This is a genomic window from Kitasatospora sp. NPDC001261 (assembly GCF_042896795.1).
GTDB lineage: Bacteria > Actinomycetota > Actinomycetes > Streptomycetales > Streptomycetaceae > Kitasatospora.
This window is the reverse complement of sequence record NZ_JBIAXP010000011.1, coordinates 1-11,762: the sequence shown is the minus strand read 5'-3', so window position 1 is coordinate 11,762 and position 11,762 is coordinate 1. Positions and strand designations below refer to the sequence as shown.

General features: G+C 74.1%; 12 protein-coding genes. 9 read left to right on the top strand and 3 right to left on the bottom strand.

Going from position 1 to position 11,762, the window contains the following annotated elements; genetic code table 11:
• Window positions 1-75: 75 nt before the first annotated feature.
• From ACFY4B_RS16330 to def, 8 genes are all read left to right on the top strand, one after another.
• Window positions 76-828, top strand: coding sequence for an SOS response-associated peptidase (locus tag ACFY4B_RS16330; protein ID WP_387968383.1), 753 nt, complete (start codon window positions 76-78; stop codon window positions 826-828).
• A 44-nt stretch (window positions 829-872) separates the two neighbouring features.
• On the top strand, window positions 873-1,526 hold the full coding sequence (locus tag ACFY4B_RS16325; protein WP_387968381.1) for an alpha/beta family hydrolase: 654 nt from the start codon (window positions 873-875) through the stop codon (window positions 1,524-1,526).
• Between the two features lie 163 nt (window positions 1,527-1,689).
• Window positions 1,690-2,595 carry a sigma-70 family RNA polymerase sigma factor gene (locus ACFY4B_RS16320; RefSeq protein ID WP_074001401.1) on the top strand — a complete coding sequence of 302 codons (906 nt, stop codon included), beginning with the start codon at window positions 1,690-1,692 and terminating at the stop codon, window positions 2,593-2,595.
• Window positions 2,592-3,002 (top strand): mycothiol system anti-sigma-R factor, encoded by a 411-nt coding sequence (rsrA, locus tag ACFY4B_RS16315; RefSeq protein WP_079271878.1) that lies wholly within the window; start codon window positions 2,592-2,594, stop codon window positions 3,000-3,002. Before ACFY4B_RS16320 ends, rsrA begins: the two co-directional genes overlap by 4 nt.
• Window positions 3,003-3,424: 422 nt before the next feature.
• Window positions 3,425-4,849: an HD-GYP domain-containing protein gene (locus tag ACFY4B_RS16310; protein ID WP_387968379.1), complete on the top strand. Its 1,425-nt coding sequence runs from the start codon at window positions 3,425-3,427 to the stop codon at window positions 4,847-4,849.
• A 125-nt stretch (window positions 4,850-4,974) separates the two neighbouring features.
• A complete protein-coding gene (locus tag ACFY4B_RS16305) occupies window positions 4,975-6,297 on the top strand; it encodes an HD-GYP domain-containing protein (RefSeq protein ID WP_387968523.1) in 1,323 nt (440 codons plus the stop codon).
• A gap of 326 nt (window positions 6,298-6,623) precedes the next feature.
• Window positions 6,624-7,616, top strand: a complete 993-nt coding sequence (locus ACFY4B_RS16300) for a tetratricopeptide repeat domain-containing protein (protein WP_049652370.1) — start codon at window positions 6,624-6,626, stop codon at window positions 7,614-7,616.
• Between the two features lie 43 nt (window positions 7,617-7,659).
• Window positions 7,660-8,301: a peptide deformylase gene (gene def, locus ACFY4B_RS16295; RefSeq protein ID WP_117489469.1), complete on the top strand. Its 642-nt coding sequence runs from the start codon at window positions 7,660-7,662 to the stop codon at window positions 8,299-8,301.
• 84 nt (window positions 8,302-8,385) lie between these two features.
• Here the strand turns inward: def and ACFY4B_RS16290 are convergent, their stop codons facing one another.
• From ACFY4B_RS16290 to ACFY4B_RS16280, 3 genes are all read right to left on the bottom strand, one after another.
• Complete coding sequence (locus tag ACFY4B_RS16290; RefSeq protein WP_049652368.1) at window positions 8,386-9,369, bottom strand: NAD(P)-dependent oxidoreductase; 984 nt, start codon at window positions 9,367-9,369, stop codon at window positions 8,386-8,388.
• A gap of 71 nt (window positions 9,370-9,440) precedes the next feature.
• Window positions 9,441-10,373 carry a transcriptional regulator gene (locus tag ACFY4B_RS16285; protein ID WP_387968376.1) on the bottom strand — a complete coding sequence of 311 codons (933 nt, stop codon included), beginning with the start codon at window positions 10,371-10,373 and terminating at the stop codon, window positions 9,441-9,443.
• A 75-nt stretch (window positions 10,374-10,448) separates the two neighbouring features.
• Window positions 10,449-10,940, bottom strand: coding sequence for a hypothetical protein (locus ACFY4B_RS16280; RefSeq protein ID WP_387968374.1), 492 nt, complete (start codon window positions 10,938-10,940; stop codon window positions 10,449-10,451).
• A gap of 158 nt (window positions 10,941-11,098) precedes the next feature.
• On the opposite strand from ACFY4B_RS16280, the gene ACFY4B_RS16275 reads away from it, so the two are divergent.
• Window positions 11,099-11,572 (top strand): SRPBCC family protein, encoded by a 474-nt coding sequence (locus ACFY4B_RS16275; protein WP_375877113.1) that lies wholly within the window; start codon window positions 11,099-11,101, stop codon window positions 11,570-11,572.
• Window positions 11,573-11,762: the final 190 nt, after the last annotated feature.

Below are 11,762 nucleotides of genomic sequence, written 5' to 3'. Positions count from 1 at the left end.
GGCGGGAGGCAGGGGGTGGTTCTGGTCCGTGGATGAACAGGTCCTGAGGAGCGGCGGCATGGCAAGCTGGCCCGCATGTGCGGTCGGTTCGCAGCGAGCAGCAAGCCCGGGGACGTCGTCGAGCTGTTCGGCGTCGAGCACTGGGACCCCGAGGAGACCCTGGACCCGAACTGGAACGTCGCGCCGACCAACAGCGCGTTCGTGGTGCTGGAGCGGCTGGGCCGGGAGCGGCCGCGGCCGGTGCGCCAGCTGCGGGTGCTGCGCTGGGGGCTGGTGCCGCAGTGGTCGAACTCCGCCGAGACGGCGGTGAAGATGATCAACGCCCGGTCGGACACGGTGCACGAGAAGCCCTCGTACCGGCAGGCCTTCGCCGCCCGCCGGTGCATCCTGCCGGTGGACGGCTACTACGAGTGGCAGACGGTCCCGGGGGAGCGCGGCAAGGCCCGCAAGAGGCCGTACTTCGTGTCCCGGGCGGACGGTGCCCCGCTGGCGCTGGCCGGGCTGTACGAGTTCTGGCGCAACCGGGCGGTGCCGCCGGGGCACCCGGAGGCCTGGCTGGTGACGTTCACGATCGTCACCACGGACGCCGAGGAGCTGCTGGCGCCGATCCACGAGCGGATGCCGCTGTTCCTGGACCGGGGGGACTGGGACGAGTGGCTGGACCCGCGGCTGACCGACCCGGACGGGCTGCGCCGGCTGCTGATACCCCCGTCGCCGGGCGCGCTGGTGGCCACCCCGGTGTCGCCGGCGGTCGGCAGCATCCGCAACAACGGCCCGGAGCTCAAGGAGCCGTGGGCCGAGCCCGAGTACGAGACCACCCTGTTCTGAACCGCCTGTTCCGACCTTTTGCGAACGTTCCGGGAGACGTCGAGATGAGCACCACCGAACCGGTCCGCACCGAAGCGGTCCCGACCGGGGCCGGGGAGGCCCGGATCAGCTACCACCGGGCCGCGAAGCCGGTGGCCGTCCTGGCCCTCGGCCACGGCGCGGGCGGCGGGATCGAGGCCAGGGACCTGGTGGCGCTGGCCGCGAAGCTGCCGGCCCGGGGGATCACCGTGGCGCTGGTCGAGCAGCCCTGGCGGGTGGCGGGCCGGAGGCTGGGCCCGGCGCCGAAGACGCTGGACGTGGGCTGGCGGCCGGTGGCCGAGCGGCTGGCCGGGCAGGGGCTGCCGCTGGTGGTCGGCGGGCGCAGCGCGGGGGCGCGGGTGGCCTGCCGGACGGGCGCGGCGACCGGGGCGGTCGGGGTGGTGGCGCTGGCGTTCCCGCTGCATCCGCCGGGCCGGCCGGAGAAGAGCCGGGCCGAGGAGCTGCTGGGGTCCGCGCTGCCGACGCTGGTGGTGCAGAGCGCGGCGGACCCGTTCGGCGGGCCGGTGGAGTTCCCGGAGCTGCCGCAGGGGCACGAGCTGGTGGCGGTGCCGTACGGCAGCCACGGCTTCGAGGTGCCCAAGCGGGCGCCGGTGGGGCAGGACGAGGTGCTGGACCTGATCTGCTCGGCGGTGGGGGACTGGGTGCTGCGGCTGGTGTGAGGCCGTGGGGCGGTCCGGCTCCGGCTCCGGCTCCGGGGCCGTGAGCAGGGAGTTTCCATTCGCTCACTCGTGCGAGTGAATGGCGCCCGGGGACGGGAATGCGGGCGGGGCGCGTGTGGTTGTCGTCTCCGTCAGCAGGAGTCACCGGTGAGAGGCAGGGCAGATGGGTTCGATCGCGTGCCCCGAACGGCCTGAGGAGCGCGAGGCCACCGCGGCGTTCGCCCCCTCCTGGTCGGACTGGATCGACGCGGGCGAGAAGCCCGTCAGCCCGATATCCTCCATTTCTGGGCGGCCCGCCGTGGGCCGTGCCCGTCATGCCGAGGAGGTGGGTCCGGTCGTCGGGACCGAGCACGAGGCCGATCCGGGCCGTGGCCCGGGCGACGCCCTGCCCGCGGGCGAGGCGCTCACCGGTGAGGAGCTGGCCGAGGCGATCGGTGAGGACACCTACCGGGTGTCGGCGGAGGAGAGCGAGGAGGCCCGGCGGGAGCGCTTCGAGCGCGACGCCCTGGGCTACCTGGATCCGATGTACTCGGCGGCGCTGCGCATGACGCGCAACCCGGCCGACGCGGAGGACCTGCTCCAGGAGGCGTTCGCCAAGGCGTACGCGTCCTTCCACCAGTTCCGTGAGGGGACGAACCTCAAGGCCTGGCTGTACCGCATCCTCACCAACACGTTCATCAACTCGTACCGCAAGAAGCAGCGGGAGCCCCAGCGCACCGCGGCGGAGGAGATCGAGGACTGGCAGCTGGCCCGGGCCGAGTCGCACATGTCGACCGGTCTGCGCTCGGCCGAGACCCAGGCGCTCGACCACCTCCCCGACAGCGATGTGAAGGACGCGCTCCAGGCCATCCCGGAGGAATTCCGGATCGCCGTCTATCTCGCGGACGTAGAAGGCTTTGCGTACAAGGAGATCGCGGACATCATGGGTACTCCCATCGGTACGGTGATGTCCCGGCTGCACCGCGGCCGCCGTCAGCTGCGCGGCATGCTGGAGGATTACGCCCGTGAGCGCGGGCTCGTCCCGGCCGGCAGCGGGGCAGGGCAGGAAGCGAAGGGCTCGGGCTCATGAGCTGCGGCGATCCGCACGAAACCGAGTGTGGCGAGGTCCTCGACCACCTCTATGAATTCCTCGACAACGAGATGGCCGAGGGTGACTGCGCCAAGTTGCGGGTGCACTTCGAGGAGTGCTCACCCTGCCTGAAGCAGTACGGGCTGGAGCAGGCGATCAAGGCGTTGATCAAGCGTTCCTGCGGGTGCGACGACACCCCGACCGACCTGCGCAGCAAGGTGCTGGCCAGGATCGACTCGATCCGGGCCGGGCAGCGCTCGGGCGAGCAGGTGGTGGTCGCCGTGGAGACCACCGTCGAGCTGCACGTCGAGTCGGCCCGGCCGGCGCCCAGGCCGGGCGGGGCGGGCGAGGCGGAGACGGCCGGGCGCTCGGGCGCTCCGGTCGAGGCCGGCGCCCCCGCGGAGTGACGACCCGTCGGGCGAACGCCCGTACGGCGGCCGACTCCTTGGTCGACCGCCGGGGGCGGTAGCCCCGCGGCCCGCCGGCGAGGGCGGGCCGGACGGTTCGGGCACGTCCGGGCGGGTGTCGGGCGGGTCCAGGGCAAGGGCAACAGCGGCCCCGGGAGTACACACTCCCGGGGCCGCTCCCGTTCTGCTCGCATGCGCCGTCACTCGTTCGAGTGAGCTGGCGGTGCGCCAACTGCGCCATTGCGCCATCATGCGTCCCCATGTCCGGAGGGCGGCCTATTCTCCTGACGGACACTCACCGTCGGTCCGCCCGACGCGCTGAGGCAACACGGGGTCCGTACGGCGGGGAGGTCGAGATCGCTACCGACTGTGGAGGCTCGACCCTGCCGCGAGGGGCGGCGCGCTACCTGGTGGTGGTGCCGGTGGCGGCGCTGTGCTGCCTGGTGCCGCTGCTGCCCGCCGCGGCCGCCCCCGGGGGGCCGCACTGGCTCGGCGCGCCGGTGGACTGGCCCAAGGTCGCGCTGCTGGCCTTCCTGCACGGCTGCTGGGAGTCCCTGGCCCAGGGCCTGCCCACGCCCTGCCTGGTGCTGGTGCGCCGACTGCTGCGCCGGCCGGCGCTGCCCGAGCGGACGCCCGCCCGGCCCGGGGTGAACACCTTCTTCCCGGTGCTGTTCGCCGGGGTGCTGATGCTCCCGCCGGCCGCCGCCGCCCTGGTCGCCGCCCCGGCCGCGCTGCTCGGCGGACCGAGCGGGCGCGGCTGCCGCCCGCGCCAGCTGTTCAACGGCTCCCAGCTCGCGCTGTGCGCCTTCGCCTCCTCCGTCGCCTTCCACCTGCTGCACGGCCCGCAGCTGCTGCTCGGCTCCCGCTTCCCGGCCGCACTGCTGCCCGGATTCGCCGCCGTCGCGGTGTTCTGCCTGGTCAACGGGGTGGTGGTGGGCGTCATGCTGATGCTCAGCGAGGGCCGCCGGCCCGGGGTGCTGCTGAGCGGGGCGCACGCGTCCTGCGGGCTGCCGGTGCTGGTGCACGCGGCCGGCGGGCTGATGGTCGCGGTGCTCTGGCAGGGCCCGTACGGCGCGTTCGCGGCGCTGCTCGCGCTGCTGCCGCTGTCCATCTCGGCCTGGGTGTTCGCCCAGGGCCAGCGCGAGCGGGACGCCCACCAGGCCACCGTGCAGTCGCTGGTGCAGGCCGTGGAGATCAAGGACTCCTACACCCGGGGCCACAGCGAACGGGTCGGCCGGGCCTCGGTGCTGATCGCCACTCAGCTCGGCATGGAGGCCGAGCGGCTGCGCACCCTGCGCTTCGCGGGCATCCTGCACGACGTCGGCAAGCTCGGCGTGGCCACCGAGCTGCTGCGCAGAAACGGTCCCCTGACCGAGGCCGAGCGCCGGGCGGTGGAGATCCACCCGGTGTACGGGTACGAGCTGGTGCGCGGGATCGACTTCCTCGGCGAGGCGCACGCCGGGATCCTGCACCACCACGAGCGGCTGGACGGCCGGGGCTACCCGAGCGGGCTGGCCGGCGAGCAGATCCCCGAGTTCGCCCGGATCATCTCGGTCGCCGACGCCTTCGACTCGATGACCTCCACCCGCTCCTACCGGCGCGGCCGCCCGGTCGGCGAGGCGGTCGCGGAGCTGGAGCGCTGCTCGGGCAGCCAGTTCGACCCGGTGATGGTGCGGGCGCTGATCGACGCGCTGGCCGGGTACGACTGGCAGCCGGTGGTGCACTCCGAGGACTCCATCGAGGCCGTTCCGGACATCCCGCTCGGGGTGCCCGAGCCGGTCCGGGCCGCCCCGGGCCGGGTGCCGCCCCAGGGCGGCGGGACCGTCCCCGCGGCCGGGCAGCCGTGAGGGCCCCCGGGCGGGCGGCTGCCGGGCGCGCGGCCTCCGGTGGCGCGGCCTCCGGTGGTGCCGGTGCCGCCGCCGGGCGGGAGCTGTTCGGGCCCGGGGTGTCCGGGCCCCGGGCGCTGCGGCGCGTGGTCCTCGGCCGCGCGCCCTGCGGGCGCACCGCGCGCGCGGTGCACGCGGCGGCCGCCGCGCTGCTGGCGCTCGCGCTGGGCGCCATCGCGCTGCGCGGGGTCGCGGAGCCCCGGGTCGCGCTGGCGTTCACCGTGCTGATCGCGCTCGGCGAATGCGTCCGCATCACCCTTCCGGGGGATCGGGAGCAGGCGCCGATCGGCGCGGCCGGTGCGCTGGCGTACGCCCTGCTCGGGCCGTTGCGCGGGGTGCCGACCGCGCACGGGACGCTCCAGGTGGTCGCGGTGACCGGGGCCGGCCTGCTGCTGGGCCGGCTGGCCGGCCTCGTCCTGCCGGACCGGGCCCTGCCGGACGGCCCCGGGCGCCCGCACCGCCGTCCGCCCTGGGCCGACCCGGCCCGCCGCGACGGCGCCGCCCGCCGGGTGCTCGCCGTCGGCTTCGCGGGCGCCGTCTTCCAGCCGCTCTACAACGGCGGCATGGTCGACCGCTTCTCGCCCGAGGGCCCGGCGTACGGGGTGTTCCTGACCGCCGTCGCCGCGCTGGCCGCGCTCTGCGACGCGACCCTGGCGGCGCTGCTGCGCCGCTCCGGTGGCGGGCTGCGGTTCCCGGCGGCGCTGGAGGACGAGCTGCGCTCGCTGTTCGGCATCGGCTCGGCGATCGTCGCCACCGGGATGCTGGTCAGCCTCGCGGCCGGCGAGGTCGGGCTGTGGGCGCTGCCGCTGTTCTGCACCCCGCTGCTGCTCGCCCAGGTGTCCTTCCGGCGCGCCGCCGCCGTGCGGGCCACCACCGGGCAGACCATCGCCAGCCTCGCCCGGGCCACCGAGGTGGCCGGGTACACCCCGCACGGGCACGCGCGCCGGGTCGCGGACACGGCGTGCGCGCTGGGCCGCGAGCTGGGTCTGGGCACCCGCGAGCTCGCCCTGCTGGAGTACGCCGCGCTGATGCACGACGTCGGCCAGCTGTCCCTGGTCGAACCGGTGCCGGACGGCGCCACCGCGCTGCTGCCCGAGGCCGAGCAGCAGCGGATCGCCCGCCTCGGCAGCGAGGTGATCAGCCGCACCGGGGTTCCCCGGCAGGTCGCCGAGCAGGTCGCCCGGCTGGCCGACCCGTGCACCGGGCCCGCCTCGGGCGACGGCCCGGTGCCGCTCGCCTCCCGGATCATCCGGGTCGCCAACGCCCACGACGACCTGCTCACGGCGGCCCGCGGCCGGGGCGTCGGCGAGGCCGTCGGGCGGCTGGAGGCGCTGGAGGCCCTGCGGCTGGGCCGGGGCCGGGTCTACGACGCCCGCGTGGTGGACGCCCTGGCCAGGGTGGGCGGCTAGGGCCCGTCCTCGAACTCGGGTCCGCGGGGCCCGTACGGCCGGGCGGAGCAGGGTCCGCGGGCCCGTACGGCCCGGGCCGTCGGCCGCCGCCGCGGGGCCCGGGATGCGGGTTCCGGCCGTCAGGGGTTGAGCGGGCGGCATCGGACAGGCAGGCTGGGGAGGGGCGGGCCCCAACCTCGGCGGTGGGGAGCGCGGGCGGGGGCGGGCGTGGTTGGATGCGGTCGTAGCGTGGAACACCGACCCGGGGCACCGGGCCCGGGCGCCCTCCGAGGCGGTACGGGCACGGTGGCACGGGATTTGAGCGGACGACGACGGCAGGGACGAACGTGAGGATCTTCCACCGGGCACGGCACCGGCCGTCCGCCACCTGGCGGCAGACGACCGACCGGGCCTTCACGCTGATCGGCGACGGCCGCTACGAGGACGCCGGCGCCCTGCTGGTGATGGCCGCCGACCTGGAGCCGTGGCTCTCCGACTCCTGGTTCAACCTCGCCCTGCTGCACAAGTTCCGCCGGGACTGGGAGCAGGCCCGCTCGGCCGGCCTGCGCGCCGTCGCCCTGCTGGACCGCGAGCACGGCGCCCCGGACTGGTGGAACCTCGGCATCACCGCCACCGCCCTCCAGGACTGGCCGCTGGCCCGCCGCGCCTGGCAGGCGTACGGGCTGAAGCTGTCCGGCGGCCCCGGCGCGCAGCCGGACGGCCCGGTCAGCCTGGACCTCGGCACCACCCCGGTGCGGCTGTCCCCGGACGGCGAGTCCGAGGTGGTCTGGGGCCGCCGGCTGGACCCGGCCCGGATCGAGGTGCTGTCCATCCCGCTGCCCTCCTCCGGCCGCCGCTGGGGCGAGGTGGTGCTGCACGACGGCGCCCCGCACGGCGAGCGGGTCACCGACGGCGTCGCCTACCCGGTGTTCGACGAGATCGAGCTGTGGGCGCCCTCCCCGGTGCCGACGTACGTGGTGCTGCTGCAGGCCGCCACCGCCGGGGACCGGGACGCGCTGGAGCGGCTGGTCGCCGACGCCGGCTACGCGGCCGAGGACTGGACCTCCTCGGTGCGGCTGCTGTGCCGCGCCTGCTCGGAGAGCCGGATGGCCTCCGACGACGGGGTCGCCGCCCACCACGACCCGCACGACGACGGTGACGCCGCCCACCCCGGCCACCTCAGCCACCTCAGCCAGGGCGGTGCGGCCGGGATGTCCTGGCTGGTCGAGCGCGAGTGCGGGATCGCCGCCCCGGCCCATCTGGTGCGCACCCTGCTGGACCGCTGGGTCGCGTCCGCCCCGGGAAGCCGGGCGTACCGGGACCTCGAAGAAGTGTGCTGAGTACCCTGGTGAGGTAACGCGTACACCGACGGAAGCGGAAGACATGGCGGAGCAGGCCGAGCAGCACGAGCACGAGCACGACGTGGAGGGGACGGCGGCCGAGACGCCCGTGAAGGTGATCGGTGAGGAGCCCGACCTCAGCAAGGGCACCGCCCGCCCGATCACCGTCGTCGGCAACCCGGTGCTGCACCGCGAGGTCAAGGACGTCACCGTCTTCGACGGCGAGCTGTCCGCGCTGATCGACGACATGTTCCAGTCGATGTACGCCGCCGAGGGTGTCGGCCTCGCCGCCAACCAGATCGGCGTCGACCTCAAGGTCTTCGTCTACGACTGCCCGGACGACGAGGGCGTGCGCCACATCGGCCACGTGATCAACCCCGTGCTGGAGGAGTACCCGGCCGACCGCCGCCGCGTCCTGGACGACGGCAACGAGGGCTGCCTCTCCGTCCCGACCGCCTACGCCGAGCTGGCCCGCCCGGACTACGCCGCGGTCACCGGCGTCGACAAGGACGGTCAGCCGATCCGCGTCGAGGGCACCGGCTTCTTCTCGCGCTGCCTCCAGCACGAGACCGACCACCTCTACGGCACCCTCTACATCGACAAGCTGTCGAAGCGGGACCGCAAGGACGCCCTGAAGCAGATGGCCGAGGGCACCCCGAAGTACGCGACCGTGGCGAACGACTGACGGTCCGTCGCACGCGAGGGCCGGGACACCAGCGGTGTCCCGGCCCTCGGCGTTCCGTGGGGCGGCCCGGTACGGGGGAGCGGCTCAGGACTCGCCGTGCTGGCCGCGGGAGAAGATGGTCGGGCTGCCGGGGAGCTCCGGGTTCGCGCCGAGGTGGTCGGCCAGGTCGCGCACCCCCTCGGCGAGCGAGACCGCCGGCCGGTAGCCGAGGCCCTGGAGCTTGGAGATGTCGCCGACCAGCCGGTAGGTGTCGTCCTCGATCTCCGGGATCACGCTGACCTCGGGCGTGACGCCGGTGGCCTCGCCGATCGTGTTGACGAGGTCGCGCATCGAGACCTCCGTACCGGAGCCGATGTTGAACACCTCGCCCAGCTCGGCCCGGTCGGCGATCGTCAGCAGCCCCTGGACCAGGTCGGTGACGTGGACGAAGTCGCGGGTCTTCCGGTCGATGTCGCCCACGATCTGGATGGGCTGGTGGTTGAGGTGCCAGCGCAGGAACCGGCCGACCTCGACCATCGCCTCGTGCGGGTTCTCGCCCGGCCCGTAGACGCAGAACGGGCGGCCGACCACCACCGGCAGACCGCAGGCGCGGTGGAGCGCCAGGCAGGTGATCTCGCCGCTGAGCTTCGACGCGCCGTACGGGACGAAGGGGCGGGTCGGGTGGTCCTCGTCCATGGGGAATTTCCGCGGAGTTCCGTAGACGGACGCGGACGAGACGTAGACGACCCGGCGGACGGACGCCTTGAGGAGGGCCTCGGCGAAGATCAGGGTGCCGAGTGCGTTGATCTCGAAGTCGAGGCGCGGCTGCGTCACCGACAGCGTGCCGTTCGCGTTCGCGGCGACATGGAAGACCAGGTCGGCGTCGTCCACGGCCTCGGCGACGGCGTCGACCTCGCGGATGTCCAGCAGGTGCAGGGTGGTCCCGGACGGCGCCGAGATGCTCGTCGCGGTGCGGGCGTTGTCGATGATCGCCACCTCTTTCCCGAGAAAGAGAAGGGCGCTGGTCAGGTGCCTTCCGACGAAACCCAATCCGCCCGACACCAATACCTTGTCGTATTCTTCGAGCATATTATCGATATATCAAGCCTCGAACATATTCGCGATCCGGGAATTCGGAATCGCGTCCGTCCGGGTGAAAATCAGGCGGACAGGTGTTGCCCCGGTTCGTGTTGTCCCGGTTCCTGGCGCTCCGGCTCGGGGTGTTCCGGCTCGGGGTGTTCCGGCTCGTGGTGCTCCGGCTCCGTGTCGAAGGCGCGGAAGAGCGAGAGGTCGGGGGTGCGGCCGCGGATCGCGGTCCAGGCCTCGTCGAAGTCGCGCCGGACCCCGGACGGCGGCCACGGGGCGGGCCGCAGCTCCGGGGGGAGGAGCGGGTCGAGCTCCAGGGCATGGGTGAAGGCCTCGGCCAGGTGCAGCGCGGTGGCGACGAGTTCGACGGAGCCGCGGTCGGGGCCGAGGGGCTCCTCGGCCAGTGCGTCGGCGAGGGGCCGGTAGGCCTCGACCGTCCCGGCCGCGGGCCAGAGCTGCTCGGCGGTGGCGGCGGGGCCGGTGAAGCCCCGGCCGGTCAGGCGGGTGGCCTCCGCCGTGACCAGGTAGGCGTCGACGGTCGCCGCCGAGGCCTCGGCGGCGAGTTCGTCGAGCAGGTCGTGCGGGCTGACGTAGGCGCCGGGCGCGAGCGGGGCGGCGCCGAGCCGGGTCAGCGCGGTGCGCAGGGCGTCGCGTTCCGCCCGGTGCCGCTCGGGGACGGAGAAGGTGTAGAGGCGCCAGAGCCCGTCCCAGGGGGCGCGCCCGGCGTCCTGGGCGTAGGCGAGTGCGACGAACCGGACGTCCAGGTCCGAGCGGAGCCGGCCCGCGTCGGTCAGGACGAGCCGGCCCTTGCGGCCCCGCCCCTCCTGCCGCAGGACGCCCGCCGCCTCCAGCCGCCGTACGGCCAGCCGTACCGGCTGGTCCGCCAGGCCGGCCGCCGCGGCGACGTCGTAGACGTAGTCGAGCGGGGCGGTGCCCTGCGGGTCGAAGCAGGCCTCGACGACCGTGCGCGGCGCGGGTCGGTACGGCGCGGCGTTGTCTGCGGACACGGGAGACCTCGGTTCTCGATCACGGGGCCCGGGTGGGGCCGTCCGGTCAATGTGCCACATCCGGCACGCGGGGCCTCAGGCGCCTTCCCAGGGGTAGCCGTGGCGGCGGAAGGCCGAGGCGATGGCCGCCTTCCCGCCCTCGACGTCGTCGTCGAAGAGGACCCGGCCGACCGGTGACTCGATCCGCACCTTGCCGCCGTGGCGGAAGACGCCGCCGACCTGGTCCCGGGTGATCACCCGGCTGTCGTCGCCCTCGACGACGGTGATGCTCTCGTCCGAGATGCGCAGCGTGGCGGCGTGGTAGGTGACGAACATCCCGACCACGAGCCCGACGGCGGCGAGCGCCACCGGTCGGCCGATCGCCATGGCCGGGGAGGTGAACGAGCCCAGGAAGCGCACGGTGTCCGCGTAGGGGATCGGGTGCCGGGCGGCGAACTGGAGGAGCCACGGGACGGCGAAGCCGAGGCCGGCGCCGACCGCGCCGCAGAAGGCCCAGATGACCACCTTGGTGTCGAGGGGCATCCGGAGCTCGGTCACGGCGGACTGGGCGCCGGTATCTTTCGTCATATAAACGACCGTAGCAGATTCGATAGTTTCAGGGCGTGGTCGGAGGCGCTCCGGGACGGGGCGGCGGCCCCGGTGTCACGTTTCCGACGGCTCCCCGGTCCATCTGTCGGGCGCGGTGGCCGCAGTCCGTGCCGCCGACCGAGAGAGGGGACATGACCATGGAGACCCTGACCGTCCGACGCGTCATCGCCGCACCGATCGAGGACGTGTTCGACTGGTGCGCCACCACCACCAACTACACCCGCTCCCCGCTCATCCTCCGGGCCCGCCTGGCCCGGCCGGGCGCCGGTGCGCCGTACGGCGTGGGGGCGGTACGGGTGCACACCTGGGCGATCGGCTGGTTCCGCGAGCGGGTCACCGCGTACAACCGGCCGTACGGCTTCGACTACACGGTCGAGCGCAGCCTGCCGCCGTCCCGGCACGAACTCGGCCGGATGACCTTCACCGAGGTCCCCGGCGGGACCGAGGTCGCGTGGACGACCACCTTCCAGGTCCGCCTGCCCTTCGGCGCGGCCCTCACCCGGGCCCTGGCCAAGCCGGTCATCGCCCACACCTTCGGCCGCATCCTCGCCGCCGCCGACGCCGACCTCACCGCCGGCCGCCGGCGGGCCGGGAACGGCGACGCCGGGTGACGGCGCGCAACGACAGAGGTGCCCCGCACGGCCGAGCCGTGCGGGGCACCTCTGTCGTTGCGTGTGCTTCTTAGCTTGCCGTTTAACCCTGGTGTGCTTGGTGTTTCTTGATCGTCTTGGCGCGTTTGACGGTCTTGCCGACGTCATGGCGCTTGGCTCGGTGCTTGTTCTTCGAGCCTGGAGGCCGTCC

Coding starts and splice junctions, on each gene's coding strand:
- ACFY4B_RS16330 (WP_387968383.1), top strand. CDS start 76: ATGTGCGGTCGGTTCGCAGCGAGCAGCAAGCCCGGGGACGTCGTCGAG.
- ACFY4B_RS16325 (WP_387968381.1), top strand. CDS start 873: ATGAGCACCACCGAACCGGTCCGCACCGAAGCGGTCCCGACCGGGGCC.
- ACFY4B_RS16320 (WP_074001401.1), top strand. CDS start 1,690: ATGGGTTCGATCGCGTGCCCCGAACGGCCTGAGGAGCGCGAGGCCACC.
- rsrA (WP_079271878.1), top strand. CDS start 2,592: ATGAGCTGCGGCGATCCGCACGAAACCGAGTGTGGCGAGGTCCTCGAC.
- def (WP_117489469.1), top strand. CDS start 7,660: ATGGCGGAGCAGGCCGAGCAGCACGAGCACGAGCACGACGTGGAGGGG.
- ACFY4B_RS16290 (WP_049652368.1), bottom strand. CDS start 9,369: ATGCTCGAAGAATACGACAAGGTATTGGTGTCGGGCGGATTGGGTTTC.
- ACFY4B_RS16280 (WP_387968374.1), bottom strand. CDS start 10,940: ATGACGAAAGATACCGGCGCCCAGTCCGCCGTGACCGAGCTCCGGATG.
- ACFY4B_RS16275 (WP_375877113.1), top strand. CDS start 11,099: ATGGAGACCCTGACCGTCCGACGCGTCATCGCCGCACCGATCGAGGAC.